The 19028-nt window shown below is 59.0% G+C and carries 19 protein-coding genes; 9 read left to right on the top strand and 10 right to left on the bottom strand.

All coding sequences use genetic code 11. The annotated features are described in order from the left end of the window. Positions 1–124 precede the first annotated feature (124 nt). Positions 125–3475 (bottom strand): transcription-repair coupling factor, encoded by a 3351-nt coding sequence (mfd, locus tag DXX99_RS00940; protein WP_115791638.1) that lies wholly within the window; start codon positions 3473–3475, stop codon positions 125–127. Between the two features lie 20 nt (positions 3476–3495). Next, positions 3496–4083 carry an aminoacyl-tRNA hydrolase gene (gene pth / locus DXX99_RS00935; RefSeq protein ID WP_115791637.1) on the bottom strand — a complete coding sequence of 196 codons (588 nt, stop codon included), beginning with the start codon at positions 4081–4083 and terminating at the stop codon, positions 3496–3498. Between the two features lie 71 nt (positions 4084–4154). Here pth and DXX99_RS00930 point away from each other — a divergent pair, with 71 nt between their 5' ends. Next, positions 4155–5153, top strand: coding sequence for a cytochrome c biogenesis ResB family protein (locus DXX99_RS00930; protein WP_115791636.1), 999 nt, complete (start codon positions 4155–4157; stop codon positions 5151–5153). A 4-nt stretch (positions 5154–5157) separates the two neighbouring features. After that, positions 5158–5934 carry a cytochrome c biogenesis protein CcsA gene (ccsA, locus tag DXX99_RS00925; protein WP_115791635.1) on the top strand — a complete coding sequence of 259 codons (777 nt, stop codon included), beginning with the start codon at positions 5158–5160 and terminating at the stop codon, positions 5932–5934. Here the strand turns inward: ccsA and DXX99_RS00920 are convergent. Then, on the bottom strand, positions 5931–7079 hold the full coding sequence (locus DXX99_RS00920; protein WP_115791634.1) for a radical SAM/SPASM domain-containing protein: 1149 nt from the start codon (positions 7077–7079) through the stop codon (positions 5931–5933). The genes ccsA and DXX99_RS00920 overlap by 4 nt on opposite strands. Before the next feature lie 195 nt (positions 7080–7274). Between DXX99_RS00920 and DXX99_RS00915 the strand changes: the two genes are divergently transcribed. Then, the gene (locus DXX99_RS00915) at positions 7275–7988 is read left to right on the top strand and encodes a multiheme c-type cytochrome (protein ID WP_115791633.1); all 714 of its coding nucleotides are present in this window, start codon (positions 7275–7277) and stop codon (positions 7986–7988) included. A 78-nt stretch (positions 7989–8066) separates the two neighbouring features. On the opposite strand, the gene DXX99_RS00910 is transcribed toward DXX99_RS00915, so the two are convergent. Further along, positions 8067–8993 (bottom strand): ribose-phosphate diphosphokinase, encoded by a 927-nt coding sequence (locus tag DXX99_RS00910; RefSeq protein WP_205664608.1) that lies wholly within the window; start codon positions 8991–8993, stop codon positions 8067–8069. 35 nt (positions 8994–9028) lie between these two features. Next, complete coding sequence (gene glmU, locus DXX99_RS00905; protein WP_115791631.1) at positions 9029–10393, bottom strand: bifunctional UDP-N-acetylglucosamine diphosphorylase/glucosamine-1-phosphate N-acetyltransferase GlmU; 1365 nt, start codon at positions 10391–10393, stop codon at positions 9029–9031. Positions 10394–10581: 188 nt separating this feature from the next. On the opposite strand from glmU, the gene DXX99_RS00900 reads away from it, so the two are divergent. The 6 genes from DXX99_RS00900 to DXX99_RS12050 all read left to right on the top strand — a co-directional run bounded on the left by DXX99_RS00900 (position 10582) and on the right by DXX99_RS12050 (position 14659). Next, the gene (locus DXX99_RS00900; RefSeq protein WP_115791630.1) at positions 10582–11469 is read left to right on the top strand and encodes a selenium metabolism-associated LysR family transcriptional regulator; all 888 of its coding nucleotides are present in this window, start codon (positions 10582–10584) and stop codon (positions 11467–11469) included. Positions 11470–11561: 92 nt separating this feature from the next. After that, positions 11562–12632, top strand: coding sequence for a YedE family putative selenium transporter (gene yedE, locus DXX99_RS00895; RefSeq protein ID WP_115791629.1), 1071 nt, complete (start codon positions 11562–11564; stop codon positions 12630–12632). A gap of 30 nt (positions 12633–12662) precedes the next feature. Next, on the top strand, positions 12663–12878 hold the full coding sequence (locus DXX99_RS00890; protein ID WP_115791628.1) for a sulfurtransferase TusA family protein: 216 nt from the start codon (positions 12663–12665) through the stop codon (positions 12876–12878). Positions 12879–12976: 98 nt separating this feature from the next. Further along, positions 12977–13216 (top strand): FmdB family zinc ribbon protein, encoded by a 240-nt coding sequence (locus DXX99_RS00885; protein WP_115791627.1) that lies wholly within the window; start codon positions 12977–12979, stop codon positions 13214–13216. A gap of 13 nt (positions 13217–13229) precedes the next feature. Beyond that, a complete protein-coding gene (locus DXX99_RS00880; protein ID WP_134642920.1) occupies positions 13230–14339 on the top strand; it encodes a DVU0298 family protein in 1110 nt (369 codons plus the stop codon). Next, complete coding sequence (locus DXX99_RS12050) at positions 14255–14659, top strand: DUF362 domain-containing protein (protein WP_115791625.1); 405 nt, start codon at positions 14255–14257, stop codon at positions 14657–14659. Before DXX99_RS00880 ends, DXX99_RS12050 begins: the two co-directional genes overlap by 85 nt. A 3-nt stretch (positions 14660–14662) precedes the next feature. Here DXX99_RS12050 and DXX99_RS00870 read toward each other — a convergent pair whose 3' ends face one another. The 5 genes from DXX99_RS00870 to dsrA form a co-directional block, all read right to left on the bottom strand. Then, positions 14663–15280: a YkgJ family cysteine cluster protein gene (locus DXX99_RS00870; RefSeq protein WP_115791624.1), complete on the bottom strand. Its 618-nt coding sequence runs from the start codon at positions 15278–15280 to the stop codon at positions 14663–14665. Beyond that, positions 15277–15915: a tetratricopeptide repeat protein gene (locus tag DXX99_RS00865; protein WP_115791901.1), complete on the bottom strand. Its 639-nt coding sequence runs from the start codon at positions 15913–15915 to the stop codon at positions 15277–15279. Before DXX99_RS00865 ends, DXX99_RS00870 begins: the two co-directional genes overlap by 4 nt. Positions 15916–16003: 88 nt before the next feature. Beyond that, a complete protein-coding gene (locus DXX99_RS00860) occupies positions 16004–16243 on the bottom strand; it encodes a dissimilatory sulfite reductase D family protein (protein ID WP_115791623.1) in 240 nt (79 codons plus the stop codon). A 24-nt stretch (positions 16244–16267) separates the two neighbouring features. Next, positions 16268–17452: a dissimilatory-type sulfite reductase subunit beta gene (gene dsrB / locus DXX99_RS00855; protein ID WP_115791622.1), complete on the bottom strand. Its 1185-nt coding sequence runs from the start codon at positions 17450–17452 to the stop codon at positions 16268–16270. 15 nt (positions 17453–17467) lie between these two features. Beyond that, positions 17468–18883, bottom strand: a complete 1416-nt coding sequence (dsrA, locus tag DXX99_RS00850; RefSeq protein ID WP_115791900.1) for a dissimilatory-type sulfite reductase subunit alpha — start codon at positions 18881–18883, stop codon at positions 17468–17470. Positions 18884–19028: the final 145 nt, after the last annotated feature.

Here is a 19028-nt window from a genome sequence, read left to right as displayed (position 1 = left end):
CCAAAAGCTTTTTTTCACGAGGTTTCTTTACGAGTAGTATACAGCACGGCGGTGTGGATTATTCATTTTTTGCCAGAAAGATCTTCCTTTAACCTGCAGCCGTACTCTTCCATTATAAGGGAACCTACTGGAGGGCCACAAGAAATTGCGACAATTTTTCAAGTTGAGCCTCTCCCTCTGGTCCCCTCCCGGAAGCCGGGAGCAGGATGACGAAGTCCTCCCCCTCCTGCTTGAAGCGCGCTCCCCACCTATCCGCCACCGCAACCAGTTTGGCGGGAGAGAGGCTATGGCCCGGCGCAAAGACCAGGCGGTAAAACCTACCTTGGCGCCCTATGAACTTGAGCCGCAGCTTTTTGGCCTGAGCCCGCAGCCGTGCCACCGCCAGAAGACTGCGGAAAGGCGGCGGGAAAGGACCGTAGCGGTCGCGGTAGCCCTCGGCCAGACTTTCCACCTCCTCTGGGGTCTCAGCTCGGCTCAGCTCCTGGTAAACTTCCAGCTTTTGTTCAAAGGGAATGTAGTCGTCTGGGATGTAAGCCGACACCGTAAGTTCGATCACCGGATCCACCGGTGGGACCACTTCTTCCCCCTTGAGCTCCTTTATAGCCTCCTGCAGCAGCCGGCAGTAGAGTTCCAGCCCCACCGCTTGGATGTGCCCGTGCTGCTCCGTACCCAAGAGGTTTCCGGCCCCCCGGATCTCCAGGTCGCGCTTGGCCACTTTAAAACCCGCTCCCAGGGAGGTGAAGTCCCTTATGGCTCGGAGCCGTGCTTTGGCCGCCTCGTTTATTATTTTGTCCCGGCGGTACAGGAAGTAGGCGTAGGCCAGCCGGTTGGTCCTGCCCACCCTACCGCGCAGCTGATAAAGCTGCGCCAGCCCCAACTGATCGGCGTCTTTGACGATCAAAGTGTTGACGTTGCCGATGTCCAGACCGTTTTCCACGATGGTGGTGGCCACCAGCACGTCGTACTTATGATCGATAAAGTCGAGCATGATGCGTTCTAGCACGGCCTCCGGCATCTGGCCGTGGGCGTAGGCCACCCTCGCCTCCGGCACCAGGTGCTTGACCCAGTTGGCCACCTCCACGATGCCGGCCACACGGTTGTAAACGAAGTACACCTGTCCGCCCCGGGCCAACTCGCGCCTGATGGCTTCGCGGATGATGGCCGGATCCTCCTCCACCACGTAGGTTTCCACCGGCAAGCGGTCGGGCGGGGGAGTAGTCAGGTAGCTGGTGTCCCGCAGGCCGACCAGGGACATGTAAAGGGTGCGAGGAATAGGAGTAGCCGTTAGAGTGAGTACGTCCACTTCTTTGCGCAGAAGCTTGAGCTTTTCTTTTTGCAGTACGCCGAAGCGCTGCTCTTCGTCGATGATCACCAAGCCCAGGTCGCGAAACTGCACGTCGTCCTGCAAAAGCCGGTGGGTGCCGATGACGATGTCGATAGTACCCGCTTTAAGCCCTTTTATCACCTCCCGCTGCTCCGCCGGGGTCTGGAAGCGGCAGAGCCAGGCTACTTTTATCGGGTAAGGAGCAAAACGGCTGGAAAAGGTGCGGTAGTGTTGCTGGGCCAGAATGGTGGTGGGGACCAGCACCGCCACCTGCTTGCCGTCCATCACCGCCTTGAAAGCCGCCCGCAAGGCTATCTCCGTTTTGCCGAAGCCTACGTCCCCGCAGACGATCCGGTCCATGGGGCGGGGCTTTTCCATGTCCGCCTTCACCTCGGCGATGGCCCGGAGCTGATCCGGAGTCTCCTCGTAAGGAAAGGCGGCCTCAAACTCCCTTTGCCAAGGTGTATCGGGCGAGAAGGCGTGACCTTTAGTCGTCTCTCTTATGGCGTAAAGGCGTAAGAGCTCTCGCGCCACGTCGGTCGCCGCTTGCTTGACCCGGGCGCGAATCCGCTTCCACTCCCCCCCTCCCAGACGGGAGAGGCGAGGCCTGGCCTCCTCTCCTCCCACGTAGCGCTCGAGCACTCCCAGTTGATCGGCCGGGAGGTAAAGCTTATCTTCACCGGCGTACTGAATGAGGGCGTACTCCCGCGTTACGCCCTCTACGGTGAGCTGAACCAGACCCCGGTAGATGCCTATTCCATGCTCCGGATGGACCACGTACTCCCCCGGCTTGAATTCCCGCTCTTCCTCCACCGCCGGGGTCGGAGGGGGCGAGAAGGCGGCTTGACGCCGACCGAAGATCTCCGCCTGGGTAAGGAGAACGAGTTGAGCCTCGGGGAAGATAAACCCTTCCCGCAATCTCCCCCCCTGCACCACTGTTACCGTGCCCACCGGAGCGGAGTCCGGCGTCAGCCTGGGAACAAGGCCGTACTCTTTGAGCCCTTCCACCACCCCTTTGACTCTTTCCTCTTTGTCCACCAGCAGGATCACACGGTAGTGGCGCATGAACTCCCGTACCTCCTCGGCCAACTGGGCGAACTTGCCGAGGAAGCTGGGGGCGGTTCGCACCGCCAGGCCCAGGGCTTCCCCATCCCCCTCCGGCAGGAAAGAAAGGAGCAGGCGATGGGGGTAAAGGTTGAGCTCCCGGGTTACTTCGAGCCAGGAAAGAAAGGCTTTCCGGCTCTCTTCTGGCAGTTTTTTTCTGGCGATCACCTCCCGGCAGATCTCCATCTGCCGCTCTTCGGCCTCACGAGCCGCTCTTTCCGCCGCCTGGGCCTCCACCAGCGCCAAAGGCGCCCAGGAGGGAAGATAGGCCAGAACAGACACCGCGCGGGAAAAGAGGCGCGAAAGGAGCCCCTCCAGGTAAGGGAAGCCATCTTCCTCCGAGAGGTTCTCCCGTCCGGGCCGAAACCCCGGGATCTCGACCGCCGGCTCTACTTTAACCGCTTCCAGCTTGGCTTGCGAGCGCTGGGAAGCAGGGTCAAAGGTAGCAATGCGACCCACCTCTTCCCCGTCGAACTCCACCCGGACCGGAAGGAGAGAAGAAGGGGGAAAGAAGTCCACAATTCCCCCGCGCCGGGCGAACTGCCCCGGAACCTCTACCATGGAGACACGGACGTAGCCGGCCTCGACCAGCCTTTGGCTCAGCTCCTCGGGGGAAAGCTTCTCTCCCTTGCGCAATTCCCAGCAGTAAGGAGAAAAGTCTTCCGGCGGAGCCAGCCCCTGCAGGAGGGCCGGAGCGGTGGCCACGACTATCCCCTGCCGGCGAGCAAGTGCCGCCAGGGATAGAAGGCGCTGGCGGGGAATAAAGGCGGTGGGAAGGCCTGGCCCCGGCTCGAACACCTCCCGGGGCAAGAAGACAAAAACCTCCTCCCCCCACAGGAGCTTGAGCTCCGCCGCCAGGGTCAGGGCCGCTTCCTCATCCGGCGTGACCACCATTCCAACCGGCCACTCGCGCAAGGCAGCGGCCAAAAGGAAACTTAGAGCCGTACCGCTCAGTCCATAGACCGCCTGGGGCTTGCCCGCTCGCAGGGCCGTCTTAATTTTTTGTACCGAGGGCGCCTCACAGAAGAGCTTCAGCAGGAATTCCATAGAACTACCTTGGAATCGGATTATAGCTGACGCTGGTTGAATTTATTCATGGCTTGGACCATGCCTTCCTGCAGAGCGCACTTTACGGCCGCCACCGCCCGCTCCAGCAACCGGTCGAGTTCCTCGCGCTCTTCCGGGGCAAAGGGGCTGAGCACGTAGGTGGCCGCGTCTACTCCCGCTGGGGGCCGCCCGATACCTAGGCGCAGCCGCGGCACCGAAGTGGTCCCCAGCGCTTCCAGCACCGAACCCATTCCCCGGTGTCCCCCGGACGAACCCGAAAGGGCGAGCTTCAGGCGGCCCAAGGGTAAATCCAGATCGTCATAAACCACCAGTATCTCCTCCGGAAGAAGCCCTTTCTTCTCGACCAGCAGCCTAACTGCCTCGCCGCTTAAATTCATATAGGTTTGGGGCTTGAGCAAGTAAACCTCCCGGTCTTCCAGGCGCAGCACAGCCAGGCGGGAGCGCAGTTTCCCTTCTTTGGCAAATGACACTCCTACCTGCTGGGCCAGCCGATCCAGTACCATGAAACCCAGGTTGTGCCGGGTGTCGGTGTAAGCTGGTCCCGGATTCCCCAGCCCCACCACCGCCCTGAGCCTCTTTTCCCCCATCCCCTTGCCAACCTCCCCGCCTCGCGTTAAAATTCTACTCGAATATACCCCGTACTCTAAACGCGAAGAAGGTGAAGGAAATCCTCAAACGCCTTAAAGACCATTTCACTTCCCTTCCCCATGTCCTCTTAGTCTTAGGCCTGATAGCGGTGGCCTCAGCCCTGGGAACCATCATCCCCCAAGAGAGACCTGCCTGGTTTTACCTCGAGCGCTACGGCGAGTTTTGGGGAAACTTCCTGCTGCGCCTGGGAATCAACAATCTCTTTAAATCTTGGTGGTACGTACTGGCCGAAGTCTGGCTTTTGGTAAGCCTTGCCCTATGCACCTACGACCGTGCCCGGCTGGCCTGGCGCCGCCCCTCCTGGTGGGGCCTGGCCCTTACCCACGCCGGCCTCATCCTGATCTTGGTCTCCTTGCTGGTCACCCCCTACGTCACCCGGAAGACCTCTGTCGAGGCCGTACCCGGGCAGATGGTGAGTCTCTCGAGCCAGCACTTCCCCTTCGATTTAAAGGTAGAGGACTTCCGCATCGAACACTACCCGGACGGGACCCCCAAGCAGTATTACACCAAGGTGAGCGTGTGGGAAAAAGGGGAGAAGGTGCGTGAAGCCACCATCTCCGTTAACCATCCTCTTTCCTTCCAAGGAGTTAAGGTCTACCAGATGGACTACGGCTGGTTGCTCAAAGGGCGCATTATCGTGGGGGACAGGACTACCCCCTTCACCGTGGAAAGCGGACCCGAACACCCTCTTGCCCTCGGCCCCTTCCACCAGCTGGTGGCCGAGTACTACCCTAATCTCCAAGGCCGACCTCAGGTTTTCTACGCCTTTTACTTCCAAGGGAACCCGGTCAAGATGGGTCTTCTCCCCTTGGGGAAGGAAGGGGAGCTGCCCGGGGCCAAAATAGTCTTCGACCGGGCGGAACAGTACACCGGCCTGGAGGTCAAGAAGAACCCTGCTCTGCCCTTCACCTTTGCCGGCTTTATCCTGGCCTCTCTGGGGGTGGTGGCCCACCTCCTCCGACATCCCCGGCGCATAAAGCCCGGAACTAACGAAGAAGGAGGAGATTAGAGTTATGTCGCCCTGGGAAACCCAAAGCTTCACCTTAGCCTTTATCGCCTTCATCCTCTCTTTAGCCTTCTACGCCGTCTACTACTGGGTGAAAAGAGAAAACTTGGCCCGCCTGGCCTACTACCTCTTGGCTCTGGGGATCTTGGCCCTTTCGGTAAACATCCTGGCACGCAGCATAACCAGCGGCCGCTGGCCCTTCGCCAACACTTATGAGTTTTTGCTCCTCCTCCTGTGGGGCGCGGGGATCGCTGCCCTTTATGCCGTCAAGCGCTACCACCTTCCCGACCTGGGAGTGTATCTCTCCCCAGTGCTGGTAGCCCTCATGGCCTACGCTTTCTATCTTCGCCGAGCCGCTGCCCCGCTGGTTCCTGCCCTCCAGAGCTACTGGCTGCAACTCCATGTGGCCACCGCCATCGTGGCCTACGGCGCCTTCACCTTAGCCTTCGCTCTGGCGGTGATGTACCTCCGGCGTCCCCACCCTAACCTGGAAAGGCTCACCTACTACACCATAGCCTTCGGTTTTGCCTTCCAGACCCTGCTACTCATCACCGGTGCCGTCTGGGCGGAGGAAGTGTGGGGGGCCTGGTGGAGCTGGGATCCCAAAGAGACCTGGGCCCTTATAACCTGGGTGGTTTACGCCCTCTACCTCCACGGCTTCACTCGCGGTTACTGGCGCGGGCGCAAGGCTGCCTGGGTAGCCGTCATAGGCTTTTTGGTGATGCTCTTCACCCTCTTCGGAGTCAACTATCTGCTGGGAGGACTACACAGCGAATACCGTTAAAGCCCTATTTCCGCGTCGGTGAGGTAGCAACCGGGATCGGGAGCCCAGAAGTCGCCGTAGACGGCCTCTGCCCGGGCGCGGAAGTTGCCGTTGCAGAGATCGAGCCACCGGCACCGAGCGCACCTACCTTTGAGGTAGCGGCGCCGGTCGCGCAGCATGACCAGCAGCTCCGGAGGATCCTCGAACCAGATAGTGCCAAAACGCTTTTCCCTCACGTTGCCGAGCTTGTGGTTATGGGTGAACTGATCGGGGTAGACGTTCCCCCACCAGTCCACCGCCCCTATCCCGATCCCGCTCCGGTTGCCGCCGTTGGCTCGAAGCCAGGCGTACACCTTCTCCGCCCAGCCCGGTTTCTCCTCCTGGAGCCGCAGGTAAAGGTAGACGCCGTCAGCATGGTTGTCCACCGTAAAAATTTCTTTTTTTATTCCCTTCCGGTGAAAATAGAGGGCCCGCTCGATAATGAGGTCCAGAACCCGACGCTTGGCCTCCGGCTCCAGATCTTCCTGCTGCAGGTTCTTCCCCCGACCCACCGACACCAGGTGGTAAAAACAGACCCGGTCTATCCCTTCTTCCTCCACCAGGTCAAAGATCTTAGGGATTTCTTGATAATTATCCTTAGTTATGGTGAAGCGCAGCCCTACCCGCTGGCCTACTTCCCTACAGGCCCTTATTCCCCTCAAGGCGGCTTCGAAGGCCCCAGGGACTCCCCGCATCCGGTCGTTGAACTCCTGCAAACCGTCAAGGCTTATCCCCACATAACCCACCCCGAGCTCCTTCAGCTTCCGCGCCACCGGGCGGTCAATCAGGGTGCCGTTGGTGGAAACCACTGGCCGTAAACCTAAAGAGCGGGCGTAGTCCACCAGTTCGAAAAAGTCCGGGCGCAAGAGGGGCTCTCCCCCGGAAAACAGGAGGACCGGCACCTTGGCCTCCGCCAGCCCCTGAATAAACTTCCGGGCCTCCTCGGTGGTCATCTCTCCCGGCGCTGGCCCCGGAGTAGCGCTGGCATAGCAGTGGCGGCAGCGCAGATTGCAGGCCCGGGTGGAGTTCCACACTACCACCGGTCTGGCTACCTCTACCTTTCCCACGTAGCGGAGCTTGTCTCCCAGCTCCTCCTGCCCGGAGAGCATCTTCGAGACACTGAGCATGTAGCTTCTCCCTTCCCCAGGTTCTGCTTTCTTTTAATTTTAAACCACTTCTACCCCCCACCGTAACCCCGGGCGCTTTTTAAAGATACCACAACCTCCTATCTGGCAGCAGGAGTCTCTTTTTCTCGTGTGGAATCACTATAAATTAGGGCGGAAGCCTTCGCAGCGAAGACCCTTACGAAAGGGGGTGAGGTAGTGGAGGGAGTCAACTTCAAGAACGCGGCCCCGTATATCACCGTAGTGCTCCTCTTCATACTCGGCGTGGGGATAAACGCCATCATAAGTGCCGGCCGGGAGGGTCCGAAGGCCCCGGGAAAAGAAGCAGTGGCAGGGGAATACCGGCTCGCCAGCTTTAAATGCGCCGAGTGCCATGAGATGTGGCCCTACATCTCCACCTGGATGTTCTCTTTCCATAACAAGATCGCCTGCGAACGCTGCCACACCAACATCGACCTGGCCGCCATGGAGAAAGCCCACGCCACCGGCGACTACCCCAAACCTATAACCCTCAAAACGCCCATAGATAGAGGGGTTTGCCTGGGGTGCCACGACGGCTACCGCGTGCCCTCCATGCCGGGAGATCTCAAAGATCCGCACCTAATCCACTTCAAGGCGGGCATCCAATGCGTCGCCTGCCACTACGGGGTCACGCACTTCAAGATCAACGAGCGCGACATCTTCAAGCTGCCCGACTTCAGCAACCCAAGCCAATGGCGTCCGGAGCTGGTAAAGACCATAGCCACGCTCCCCGAGTCCCGTCCCACTATGCAGGACTGCTTCAACTGCCATCAAACCGTATTCAATCCTAACTTCAATCCCGAAAAACCCATGAAGGCCTCCGAAACGCCCTGTGCTTCCTGCCACACCCAGCTTACCAATCCTTCGCAGCTCCCCCCTGCCTACCGCTAAGCCGAGAAAGGACTTCGGGGAAGAGGAAAAGGGGCGGTTAAAACCGCTCCCTTTTTGTCAGCCAAGCTTTTCTTGAAGCTAATCGAAGAGCTTGGACACCGAAAGATCTTCGTGAATGCGGATAATTACCTCGCCCAGCAAGGGAGCCACTGAAACCACGGTGATCTTGTCCAGGCGCTTTTCTGGCGGCAAGGGGATGGTATCGGTCACGAATATCTCCTTGATAGCCGGGGTTTTGAGCCTCTCCACTGCTTGGCCCGAAAAAACCGGGTGGGTGCAGACCACATAGACCTCCTTGGCCCCCCAGGCCACCAAAGCCTCGGCCCCCTTGGTGATGGTGCCGGCGGTATCGATAATGTCGTCCACCATAACCGCCGTCTTGCCTTGCACCGGCCCTATGACATTCATGACCTCCGCCTCGTTGGGCTCGGGACGGCGCTTGTCGATGACCGCCAGGGGAGCACCTATGCGCTTGGCCAACTCTCTGGCCCGCACCACCCCGCCCACGTCCGGCGAGACCACTACCACATCCTTAAGCCCCCGCGCCATCAAATGCTGAGCCAAGAGGGGACCCGCCGGCAGGTGGTCCACAGGGATATCGAAAAAGCCTTGGATCTGCCCAGCGTGCAGGTCCACCGTGAGGACCCGCCGCGCCCCGGCCGCGGTGATGAGGTTGGCTACCAGCTTGGCCGTTATGGGCTCTCTTCCCCTGGTCTTGCGGTCTTGGCGAGCGTAGCCGTAGTAAGGTATGACGGCGGTTATCCGGCGAGCCGACGCTCTCCGCAAGGCATCGATCATGATGAGTAATTCCATAAGGTTTTCGTTCACCGGCGAACAAGTGGGTTGGATGACGAAAACATCCGCCCCGCGGACGTTTTCATTTATCCGCACAAAGATCTCCCCATCGGAAAAGCGCCCCACCACACAGTCTCCCAGCGGTACTCCCAGGTATTGGCAGATATCGGCCGCCAGCTTCGGGTTGGCGTTACCGGAGAAGATGAGCATATTCTTAAAGCGCGAGAACAAAGCCACTTTCCATCTCACCGCCTTTTCTTTTTAGCCCAGTCGGGAATGTTCACCTGCCGGCTCCGAGCTATTCCTAAGGCATCAGGAGGCACGTCTTTGGTGATGGTGGAGCCGGCTCCTACGTAAGCCCCGCGGCCCACGCGCACAGGAGCCACCAAGTTAGTATTAGACCCGATGAAGGCGAAGTCCTCTATGACGGTGGGCCACTTCCGCTCCCCGTCGTAATTGCAGGTGATGGTGCCAGCACCCACGTTGACCTTAGCCCCTATCTCCGCATCGCCGATGTAACTCAGGTGCGGAACTTTGCTCTCCGGCCCCACCACCGAGTTCTTCACCTCCACGAAGGTGCCGACCCGAGCTCCAGGCCTTAGCACCGTGCCTGGGCGGAGGTAGGCGAAAGGACCTGCTTTGGCCCCGTCCTCCAGCCTGGCCCCGATTATCACCGCCCCTCCCTCTATCACCACCTCCCGGCCCAAGACGGCGTCCTTAAGACGCGACCAGGGGCCTATGACACAGCTCTCCCCTACCGTAGTCTCCCCTTCTAGAAAGGTGAAGGGGTAAATGACGGTATCCGCTCCCACCCGCACGCCTGGATCGATGAAGGTGAGTGCCGGGGCCAGTATGGTCACCCCCGCCTCCATAAGCTTCTCCGCCACCCGCCGTCTTATTATCCCTTCCGCTTCCGCCAGTTGTCGCCGATCGTTGATACCCAGAAATTCCTCCGGATCTTCCCCTCTGAAACAGGCTACCTCCAGCCCTTCCCGCAGAAGCAGATCCACCGCATCGGTCAGGTAGTACTCCTTCTGCACGTTATCCGGCCTTATCTTGGGAAGAACCTGGAAGACAACGGGCCGGAAACAATAAATGCCGGTGTTAACCTCTTTGATCTCCCTCTCGGCCGGCGCTGCGTCTTTGTGCTCCACAATGCGCCTGAGCCTCCCTTCGGCATCCCGGACGATACGCCCGTAGCCCGTGGGGTCCTCCAACTCGGTAGTCAACACCGTAGCCGCCACCCCTTTCCGCCGGTGCAACTGCCAGAAGGAGCGCAGGGTTTCCCCCCGCACCAGCGGGACGTCGCCAGGTAACACCAAAATGTCCCCTTCATAGCCAGCCAGCGCTTCCCTCGCTTGTAAGAGGGCGTGGCCCGTGCCCAGCTGCTCCCGCTGCCAGACTATTTCCGCCCTGTCCCCTACCGCCGCCGCTACCTCCTCACCCTCGTGCCCCACCACCACGATCGTCCGGGAGGCACCGGCCTCCTTCGCCGCTTCCAGCACGAACTCCAGCATAGGCCGCCCGGCAACCTTATGCAGCACCTTGGGAAGGCGGGACTTCATCCGCGTCCCCTTACCAGCCGCCAGAATTACTGCCGTAAGTTCCATATTTCTGCTCTTCTCCCCAAGCACAAGTTTCCTACAAATTAATAAGCTTTTGGCTCAAGCAAACTTCTACCCGAAGGAAGTTCTTTCGGCAAGCAGGCCGCAAATCCTCTTATTTTAAAACCCTTGACCGCGCATATTTCGAAAAGTTATGCTGAGCTTGGCGACTAACCGCGCCGGAGGCCTAAGCGATGAAGCTCAGTTGGCTTAAAACTTTCGTCCTTATAGCCGATAAAGGGTCTTTTTCATCGGCGGCGAGAGAGCTCGACCTTACCCAGCCCGCCGTTTCCAAGCACATAGCTCTCTTAGAGTCCCACTTAGGGACAAAACTTATAGATCGCGACCAACGCCAGGTAACCTTGACGGAAGCCGGGCAGGCTTTGCTCCCTTACGCCCGCACCATCATAAAAACCCTGGAGGAAGCCGAGCAGGCCGTGCGCAGCCTCTCTGCTTCGGTGAGGGGGACTCTCAATATCGGCGCTAGCACCATCCCGGGGCACTACGTCCTTCCCCAACTTATACGGCGCTTCCGGGAAAGGTACCCCCAGGTCCAGGTAAACCTAGAAATAACCGACACGGAAAAGGTCTGGCAGCAGGTGCTGGAGCACAAGATCTGCCTGGGCGCCGTAGGGGCCCCGCCCTCTTCTCTCGCCTTAGAAGCCGTCCCCTTCGCCACCGACGAAATAATCCTGGTTCTGCCTACCACGCACCCCCTGGCCGGCAAAGAGATGATCCCCTTGGAGCTTTTGCCTCAGCTGGAGCTGGTGGGAAGGGAGAAGGGATCGGGGACCCGGCAGACGGTGGAAGAGCGCCTGCGGCAAAAGGGTTTTCCCCTGGAAAGGCTGCGGGTGGTGGCCGAGTTCAGCACCACCGAGGCCGTGCTGGCCGCCGTGGAGGCGGGACTGGGAGGAGCTTTCGTCTCGCGCTGGGCAGCCGAAAACCGCCGCCACAAGGGAAACCTCTGCTTCTGCCGGCTAGAAGGACTCTCTTTCGAAAGGAAGCTTTACCTGGTTTATTCCCGCCACCGCACTCTGCCCTACCTGGCCCAGCTTTTCCTCAGCTTCGCTACGAAACAATAAAACGATTTTATCTCCCTTATAACTAAACAGAAGGATTTGCCCCTCGCCACACCGAAACGAAATTTTAAAAAATTCGCGCGGAGGGGTTTGTTTTGTCGGACAAGGTTCGTATAGGAGTGGCGGGTGTGGTGGTGGGCGTCCTGGCTCTCCTGCTCATGAAGTTCGGCAACCCGCCTAACATGGGGTTTTGTATCGCCTGTTTCCTGCGGGACATCGCTGGTGCCTTGGGGCTTGACCACGCCACCAAAGTTCAGTACCTGCGCCCGGAGATTGTGGGGCTGGTGCTGGGAGCTTGGCTCACCGCACTTTTCACCAGGGAGTTTAGGCCGGTAGGGGGAGCCGCTCCCTGGACCCGGTTCACTCTGGGCTTTTTTGCCATGATAGGTTTCCTGGCCTTTCTGGGCTGTCCCTTGCGCATGGTGCTGCGCCTGGCCGCCGGTGACCTCAACGCCCTGGTAGGTTTGGCGGGGCTGATAGCGGGGGTAATTACCGGCATTTTCTTTATCAACCGGGGATACAGCCTGGGAAGGGCCCAACCGCAAGGCCGCGTGGGAGGCTATCTTTTTCCCGGTATGATGCTTATTTTGCTGATCTTCATCTTCGCAAAACCTTCTTTCATCCTGCAGAGCAAGACCGGCCCGGGGAGCATGCATGCTCCGGTGCTCCTCTCCCTGACCGCCGGCTTAATCCTGGGCTTTCTGGCCCAGCGCGTGCGCCTTTGTATGGTAGGCGGCTTCCGGGATTATTTCTTCTTCCGTGAAACCTATCTCCTCACCGGCTTCTTTGCCATCCTCATAACCGCCTTTCTGGGCAACATTTTCTGGCTGCACACCTTCAAACTGGGCTTTGCCGGGCAACCGATCGCCCATACGGAAGCCCTTTGGAACTTCCTGGGCATGACTTTGGGGGGCTTGGCCTCCGTGCTTCTGGGGGGCTGCCCGTTGCGGCAACTGGTCGCGGCCGCTGAAGGAAACACAGATGCAGCCACAGCGGTAGTCGGCATGATCGTGGGCGCAGCTATCGCGCACAACTTTAACTTGGCGGCTTCGCCCCAGGGTCTGCCCCCTAACGGCCAGTTCGCCGTCGTCTTCGGGCTGGTCGTCACCGCCCTCATCGGGTGGCTCAGTCGCCCCATAGCCGCCAGGCGGCAGGCCCAGGCGTAGCGAAGCAAAATATGTGAGGAGGTGGCAATAGTGGAAAGCCTGGTTGACGCACGCGGTTTGCTTTGTCCCGAGCCGGTGCTGATGGTAAAGCGGGAAATGGAGCGCTTAGGAGGGAAAGGAAGGATAAAGGTCCTGGTAGATTCAGGGGCTTCCAAGGAGAACATAAGCAGGCTGGCTCGAAGCCGAGGCTGGGCCGTAACCGTGCAAGGGGAAGGTCCCGAGTACACTTTGCTTCTGGAGAAGTAGTTCCCCGCGCACTGGTTACCAACAACCAATAGACTTTCTCCCGCGCTCCTGCTAAGCTATAGGGTAAAAGAGCAGACCCACCGGAGGGACATGCCGTCATGCCCATTTACGAGTTTAAATGTTCTGCTTGCGGGCACCTGTTCGAAAAGCTCTTCCTCGACCCTAAAGAGGAAGTGGTGCTCGAGTGCCCGGAGTGCCACTCGCGCAACCTGGAGCGGGTTGTAAGTCGGGTGAATTATGTGATGGGAACCAAGGGAAAGGGCCCTAAGATTACCACTAAATCCTGCGGTCCGGGCAGCACCTGCGCCACCATCGAAATTCCCGGGAGGGACGATTAAAAAGGTCATGGCCTTGCCCCCGAAGCTGCACCAGAAGATTGAGCCGGCCCTTTGCCCTTTCTGCCGCTTCCCTATACCCCGGCCGCAGGAGATAAGTCCTCCGGAAAGGCCCTCCCTTATGCCGGTAGGGCAATGCCCCCAATGCGGCGCGGTCTACGCTTACGATGCCACCGGGCGCAACCTGGGCGCGGCCTTCGTTGACGCTTTGGTCTTCGCCTGTAATTTGGACTGGGACCTGGCCTGGAGCCTTTTACCCGATGAAGATTACCGCCAGGAAATAGTTGAGGGCTACCATTTAGAGGGGCATTTCGTGGTTCCGGAAGGGATGTGGCAGGGAAGGCGGGTTAAAGGGGCGCTCTTTTTTGTGCGCCTGAACGAAGATCTGCAGGAGATCGCTCGAGAAGGGTTGAAGAAGAGGTTCGAGGGCGCCCGGCCGGTAAAATTCTCCAAAGGGGAAAAGGAGACGCTTCCTCCTCCCATACCTCTGAGCAAGCAGGAAGTGGAGCGACTGATAGCAGAGTACCGCTTGGAACCCATAATCGCGGCTGCCCAGCAGGATAAGAAGGTGACTCGGTATCTTCAGCGCCTTCTCTGCGCCGGGGAGGAACTCACCCGTCTGCGCGCCGCTGAGGCTTTAGGCCGCACGCTAGCCTGCTTGCTGGAGAGCCAGCCGGCAGCAGCGGTAGCCGTTTTTCAGGGCTTTTTCAACCACTTCGGCGACTCCAGCGCCTCCCCTTGGGGTTGCATTGACGCCATAGGGGAGACTGTGGCTCGCGCCCCTGATACCTTTGCCCGCTACCTTCCCCGACTCTTTCCGCTCCTGGAGGATCCTTCGCTACAGGAACCGGTCCTGCGGGCGCTCAGCCGGGTGGCCGAGGCCAAACCGGAACTCCTGCGCAAGATAACCCCCCGCCTGCTGCAGTTCCTACAAAGTCCCCAGCCAGCCGTGCGCGGCTACGCTGTTCGGCTGGCAGGAATGCTAGGGATAACAGAAGCCATCCCGCAGCTCGAGGTCCTGAAGCAGGACGAAGAGAAGGTATGCTTCTACACTCGGGGCGGCTTCCTGACGTACAGAGTGAGAGATCTGGCCGCCGAAGCCTTACTGCGGCTCAAAAACTCTTAAGAAAGGTCTTGATAAAAATGATGGTGGTAGACCAGTCTCGTTGTAGCGGCTGCGGCACCTGTCTCAGCGCCTGCCGACGGGGAGCCATTTCGCTGGTAGAGGGCGTGGCCTCGATTGATCCTAATAAGTGCGTGGAGTGCCAAGCCTGCCTGAGAGTCTGCCCTCAGGGGGCCATTATAGCTACGAAGGAGGGATCTATACCCTCCTCGATGGAAGTACGCGGCCGTGTAGCCGCTCCGTCGAGTTTGCCCGGCGTGTACGGTCGCTGCCAACGCCGCAGAAGCAGGTGCCGTCAGCACCGTCGCTGCCGGGGCTGGTAAGATTTAGAGTTTCCAGTTTCCAGATAGCAGCTCCTCTACCGAGGTACGCAGTACCATGGGCAGGGAAAGCAAGAACCCTGCCTTTTCTTCGTCCCCCAGAAGCTCCTGGGAAAGGCGATAAAGCTCGCGGTAGGCGGTGTCCAGATTGAAGGTGGGGTACTTCTCGCCGGGTTCAAATCCTGCTTTCCAGCAGATCTGAGCTCGGCCCTTAACCAGCACCGGGATACCGTAAACCCGGCAGGTCAAAGGGCGGAAGGAGTAAAGGATGCACTCGCCCTTACCGTCGAGTAGTGGGCAGCGGACACGCTCCCGGGCCATTATCCGGTGCTGCATATAGGGGTCGTCCGGGTGGCGGGCCAGTTTGCGCTTAAGCTCCATGAGCTGCTCTTCCGCCTCGGCAGCCCGCTCCAGAGCCGCCTGACGCTGCTCCTCCGGCAACTCGTCAAACTTCTCTTTGAGGTACACCGCCTCCACCGGGAAAAGGCCGAAGACGGCGTAGCAACAGTCGGTGCACCCGGGCCGACATTTCACCAGGCTGCCGAACTTCTCACACATCTGGGCGAAGATGAGATCGGTCCAAGCCACCAACTCTTCGTAAGCGGCGCGAACCTCTTCCCTCATTCTTCCTTCCCCCGCTTAAGGTAAGGCTTCAAGGCTTCCTGAAACTCGGGGTGAACGGGGAAATGATATTTGAGCGCCAACTCCAGGTGCTCAGCGGCCCGCTCGTAGTCTCCTTTCAGGTAGTAAGCGCAGGCCAAGTTATTGTGGGCCAGTCCAAAGTCAGGAGCCACCTCTACGGCGGTCCTGCCCACTTCTATAGCCTTATCGATATCCCCCTTCTGCAGGTAGGCGCTCACCAAGTTGCACCAAGCCTGAGCCATCCTGGGCTCCAGCTCCAAGGCCTTTTCCAAAGCCGCAATGGCCTCCTCTGTATGCTCCAGTTGCAGGTAAGCGAAACCGAGGTTGGCATAACCGCGCGAGTAGCGCGGCTCGATCTCCACGGCGGCCTTGTTAGCCTCGATGACCTTCTCCAACTCTCCCCGCTTAAAGTAGATATAACCCAAGTTAACCCAGGCTTCAAACATCCTCAGCCCGTTCCTAATGGCCTCCAGGAAATAGTCCTCCGCCTCTTCCAGCCGCCCTTCCCGCAAGGCCAGAACCCCCAGGTTATAAAGAGAAGTGGCACATTCCGGATTCTCGCCCAGCCTTACTTGTTGCTCGGCCTCAAACCTTCTGAAATCGCTTTCTTTCTCCATTAAAAACCCTCCCTTTAAGCCCCGCCCTAAAGGAAAGTAGGCGGAGGCCGCCGTGAAAGGCAGCCTCCGCCAGCCATCAAGGCCCAAGCTACTCCATATCAGTGGTCTCGGCTTCCCTTCCCTTCAGGCAGTACATGGTGGTGCTGCCTGTGGAGAAGTACGCCACCTTGTCCTCGTTCACCAACTCGGTGCAAGCCTTCTTAATGTCGCGTGCGCTGGCATTGGGAAACTTCTGTTTTACGGCCTTTTCAATGTCTTTAAAGTAGTGCTTCGACTTCTTAGCGTTGGTGAGGTACTCGACGATGGCGTTTTTGATGTCCTCCAGCATGCAAATCAACCCCTTTTTACTCTACTATATCCCGCGCGCCGCCTTAGAAACCTCCCAAGCTGCCTCCGTGAACCGGAACTGGGTGCTGGTCCGGTAGGTGTCAAGAGCCAAGCGGTAGTCGTCCAGCAGGTGGTAGGTGAAGGGAAGCTCGCAGAGCTCAAAGAACCTCTCCCAACCGATCCGCTCGACCCAGTCACCCAGCCGTTCGTACTTCCGAGCGTGCTTGGCATAGGTCTCCAGGATCTTCTTGACGGTCTGGCACACCTCGGGGAAGCGCGGGAAGTTGTTGGGAAGGTAGGCTACTACTACCTTGGAGAACTTCGGCGGCGAGATACGGTTGGAGACCTTGCCGCCCGCCACGATGGCGATACCGTCGCCTTCCTTGTCGGCAATGGGCAGGGCCGGGCACATGGTGTAGCAGTTACCGCAGAACATGCAGCGGTCCTCGCGGATCTTCACCGTCTTCTTGCCGTCGGGCGTGGTGGCCGGAGATATGGCACCCAGCGGGCAAGAAGCGATGACCGTGGGAATTTCGCAAAGCTTGGCCACATACTCGGTGTCGATTACTGGAGGCTTGCGGTGGATACCCACCATGGCGATATCCGAGCAGTGTACGGCACCGCACATGTTAAGGCAGCAGGCCAGCGCGATCCGCACCTTGGCCGGCAGGGTCATACTCTGGAAGTACTCGAAGAGTTCGTCCATGAGCGCCTTTACCACCGAAGAAGCGTCGGTGGCCGGCGTGTGGCAGTGCACGTAACCCTGCGTGTGCACGATGTTGGTCACGCTGCACCCCGTGCCGCCGATGGGGAACTTGTAGCTCCCGGAATAGAACTTGCGGCTGGCCAGGTCTTTCTTGAGCGCCTCTAGCTTCTCTTCGCTGTCCACCATGAACTCGATGTTGTTGCGGGTGGTGAAGCGTACGTAACCGTCGCAATACTTGTCGGCGATATCACAAATCTCCCGCACGAAAGCTACCGACATGGTGCGCATGCCGCCCACGCGCACCGTATAGACCTTCTCCCCCGTCTCCGACACGTGCACCAGCACGCCCGGCTCCAGAATCTCGTGGTAAAGCCACTTGCCGTAGTTGCGCTGGATAATAGGCGGGAAAAACTCCCAGAAGTGACGCGGCCCTATGTCCGTTATGCGGTTCTCATGCGGCTTTTCCGGATTGAAAACGCCAAACCGAGTAGTAGAAAGACCCATTCTTCCCCACCTCCCTTATCTTGCGTGCCGCGACCGGTAGTCGTTGATGTCGCGCTTGAAGCCGCCCGGCACGTCCTCTTCTTTCCAGAAGATGTAGGGGTTGGTCCGCGGATGCCAGACCATCTGCGGCGCCGGCGGCAAACCGATAGCGTCCAGGAAGCGCCACAGACCCATGCGCTGGATGAGCTCGCCTAGGCGCTCGCGGTTCTTTCCTTCTTCCATCCAGATCTCCCAGATTTTATCGATGAGCTCCTTGAGGTTGTCGTAAGGCGGCTCCAACTTCATAAAGGGAACCAGCACCATGGAGAGCTGGGCACCCTCTAGGATGGGAGCCTTGCCGCCCACCAGGATACAGGCACCAGTGTCGGTACCCGGGCGCAGGGCCCGCGGCATCACGTTGATGCAGTGCATGCAGCGGACGCAGTTCTCGTCGTCAATGTAAAGCTCTTCACCCTCCAGACGCATGCACTTGGTGGGGCAGAGGTCGATGACCTCCTTCTGGATGTCGAACTTGCCCCAGTCCCGGCCCCGGTGCGCCCCAGCATTGGGAATGAGGTCTCCCTTGATGTAGGCCCGTACGGCGTCCTGGTCGATGCGGATCTTGTCCCGCCAGATACCGATAACCGACAGGTCTGCGCGGGCGATAGAAGCCACACAGTCGTTGGGGCAACCGCTGAACTTAAACTTGAACTTGTAGGGGAAGGCCGGACGGTGCAACTCGTCCTGGTAATGCATGGTGAGTTCGTAGCAGACGTCCTGAGTGTCGTAGCAAGCGTACTCGCAGCGCGCCCTACCCACGCAGCACTCGGGCGTACGTAGGTTGGAACCCGAGCCACCCAGATCCTGACTGAGGTGGTGGGCCATCTCCTGGAAGATAGGCTCCAACTGCTCAGTGGTGGTGCCCAGAAAGACCAGGTCACCAGTGGAACCATGTAGGTTCAAGATGCCGCTACCGCGGAACTCCCAGAGATCGCAGATGGCTCGCAGGAAATCGGTCTTATAGAACTTGCTGGCAGGCTGGTTTACACGGATGGTGTGGAAGTGGGCGATGCCGGGGAACTTGTCAGGGAGGTCGGAGTAGCGACCGATAACTCCGCCACCGTAACCGATAACGCCTACGATACCGCCATGCTTCCAGTGGGTCTCACCATGGACGAAGGAAAGTTCTACCTGACCCAGGAGGTCTTCCACCACATCGCGGGGGATCATCATCCGATCATCAGCCAGCCTGCGGCGGCGCCAGGCTTCTACCTTGAGGTCCGCCACATAGCTGGGCCAGGGTCCCGATTCTAGCTGCTCCAGGAGGGGAATGTCGTGCTTAATCTTGAAGTTTTTCATTTCCTCGTCGGTGGGATTGCGCAACTCTTCGTCCGTGTAGATGCGCAACTCTTCGTACTTTATCTCTTTCTGGGGAACTTTTGGCTTAAACATGGCTTTCAACCGCTGCCCCCTTTCTCCTCAGTAGAAGTTCTAAAAAAGATAGCCACCTGCATCCCGCTCATAATACCTCCCGGCTACGCTACTGGCCTTTCATCCACCTCCTTCTCTTTGTGACCAGACCCTTCCCCCCGTAAAA

The sequence above is a fragment of the Ammonifex thiophilus genome (assembly GCF_003368535.1).
GTDB lineage: Bacteria > Bacillota > Desulfotomaculia > Desulfotomaculales > Ammonificaceae > Ammonifex > Ammonifex thiophilus.
Note: the sequence above shows the minus strand (reverse complement) of the source record. Positions and strands in the feature narration are given on the sequence as shown.

Bases quoted from the DNA above. Each gene is read 5' to 3' on its own strand.
- DXX99_RS00910 (WP_205664608.1), bottom strand. From the start codon at position 8,993: ATGCTCATCTTCTCCGGTAACGCCAACCCGAAGCTGGCGGCCGATATC.
- dsrB (WP_115791622.1), bottom strand. From the start codon at position 17,452: ATGGGTCTTTCTACTACTCGGTTTGGCGTTTTCAATCCGGAAAAGCCG.
- glmU (WP_115791631.1), bottom strand. From the start codon at position 10,393: ATGGAACTTACGGCAGTAATTCTGGCGGCTGGTAAGGGGACGCGGATG.
- mfd (WP_115791638.1), bottom strand. From the start codon at position 3,475: ATGGAATTCCTGCTGAAGCTCTTCTGTGAGGCGCCCTCGGTACAAAAA.
- DXX99_RS00900 (WP_115791630.1), top strand. From the start codon at position 10,582: ATGAAGCTCAGTTGGCTTAAAACTTTCGTCCTTATAGCCGATAAAGGG.
- DXX99_RS12050 (WP_115791625.1), top strand. From the start codon at position 14,255: ATGCTTCTACACTCGGGGCGGCTTCCTGACGTACAGAGTGAGAGATCT.
- DXX99_RS00920 (WP_115791634.1), bottom strand. From the start codon at position 7,079: ATGCTCAGTGTCTCGAAGATGCTCTCCGGGCAGGAGGAGCTGGGAGAC.
- pth (WP_115791637.1), bottom strand. From the start codon at position 4,083: ATGGGGGAAAAGAGGCTCAGGGCGGTGGTGGGGCTGGGGAATCCGGGA.
- DXX99_RS00885 (WP_115791627.1), top strand. From the start codon at position 12,977: ATGCCCATTTACGAGTTTAAATGTTCTGCTTGCGGGCACCTGTTCGAA.
- DXX99_RS00865 (WP_115791901.1), bottom strand. From the start codon at position 15,915: ATGGAGAAAGAAAGCGATTTCAGAAGGTTTGAGGCCGAGCAACAAGTA.
- DXX99_RS00860 (WP_115791623.1), bottom strand. From the start codon at position 16,243: ATGCTGGAGGACATCAAAAACGCCATCGTCGAGTACCTCACCAACGCT.
- dsrA (WP_115791900.1), bottom strand. From the start codon at position 18,883: ATGTTTAAGCCAAAAGTTCCCCAGAAAGAGATAAAGTACGAAGAGTTG.
- DXX99_RS00870 (WP_115791624.1), bottom strand. From the start codon at position 15,280: ATGAGGGAAGAGGTTCGCGCCGCTTACGAAGAGTTGGTGGCTTGGACC.
- ccsA (WP_115791635.1), top strand. From the start codon at position 5,158: ATGTCGCCCTGGGAAACCCAAAGCTTCACCTTAGCCTTTATCGCCTTC.